This is a genomic window from Brachybacterium sp. AOP3-A1-3, from assembly GCF_052378285.1.
Classification (GTDB): domain Bacteria; phylum Actinomycetota; class Actinomycetes; order Actinomycetales; family Dermabacteraceae; genus Brachybacterium.
Genome location: NZ_JBQSXM010000065.1, coordinates 1 through 610, shown reverse-complemented (window position 1 = coordinate 610; position 610 = coordinate 1). Strand labels below are relative to the sequence as shown.

1 protein-coding gene is annotated in these 610 nt (G+C 68.4%); it reads left to right on the top strand.

Features of this window, described 5'->3' with window-relative positions; all coding sequences use genetic code 11:
* Nucleotides 1–610: hypothetical protein (locus tag ACT3T5_RS19600; protein ID WP_444595333.1), on the top strand; the 610-nt coding region annotated here is incomplete at both ends.

Here is a 610-nt window from a genome sequence, read left to right as displayed (position 1 = left end):
CTCCGCTCCGCAGTCCGCTGAGCAGGCCGGAGAGCTCGCCTACACGATCACCGGGCCTGACGGGAGCCCCGTCACGGAGTATCAGGAGGCCCACGAGAAGGAGATGCACCTGATCGTGGTCCGCACCGACGGCACCCAGTACCGCCATGTGCACCCGGAGCTGGACCCGTCCACCGGCAGCTGGTCGCTGCCCTGGCAGTGGGAGGAAGCCGGTACGTACAAGATCTATGCCGACTTCGCCCCCACCGGCGACGGTGAGGACACTCTGACGCTGTCGCGGACCGTTGACGTTGCCGGCGAACTCACGCCGGTCACCGACCGTCCCCTCTCTGCGAAGGACGAGGTCGACGGGTTCGAGGTGACTCTGGACGGGGACCTGACTGCCGGGACGTCCAGCGACCTCACGCTGAGCGTCACCCAGGACGGCGTTCCGGTGACCACCTTGGAGCCCTACCTCGGCGCCTTCGGCCATCTCGTCGCCCTGCGCGAGGGCGATATGGAGTACCTCCACGTCCACGCCGAGGGCGAGGACCCGGCTGCCGGGGAGACCTCCGGCCCGGAGATCTCCTTCATGGCGGAGGCCCCTACGGCCGGCCGCTACTACCTCTAT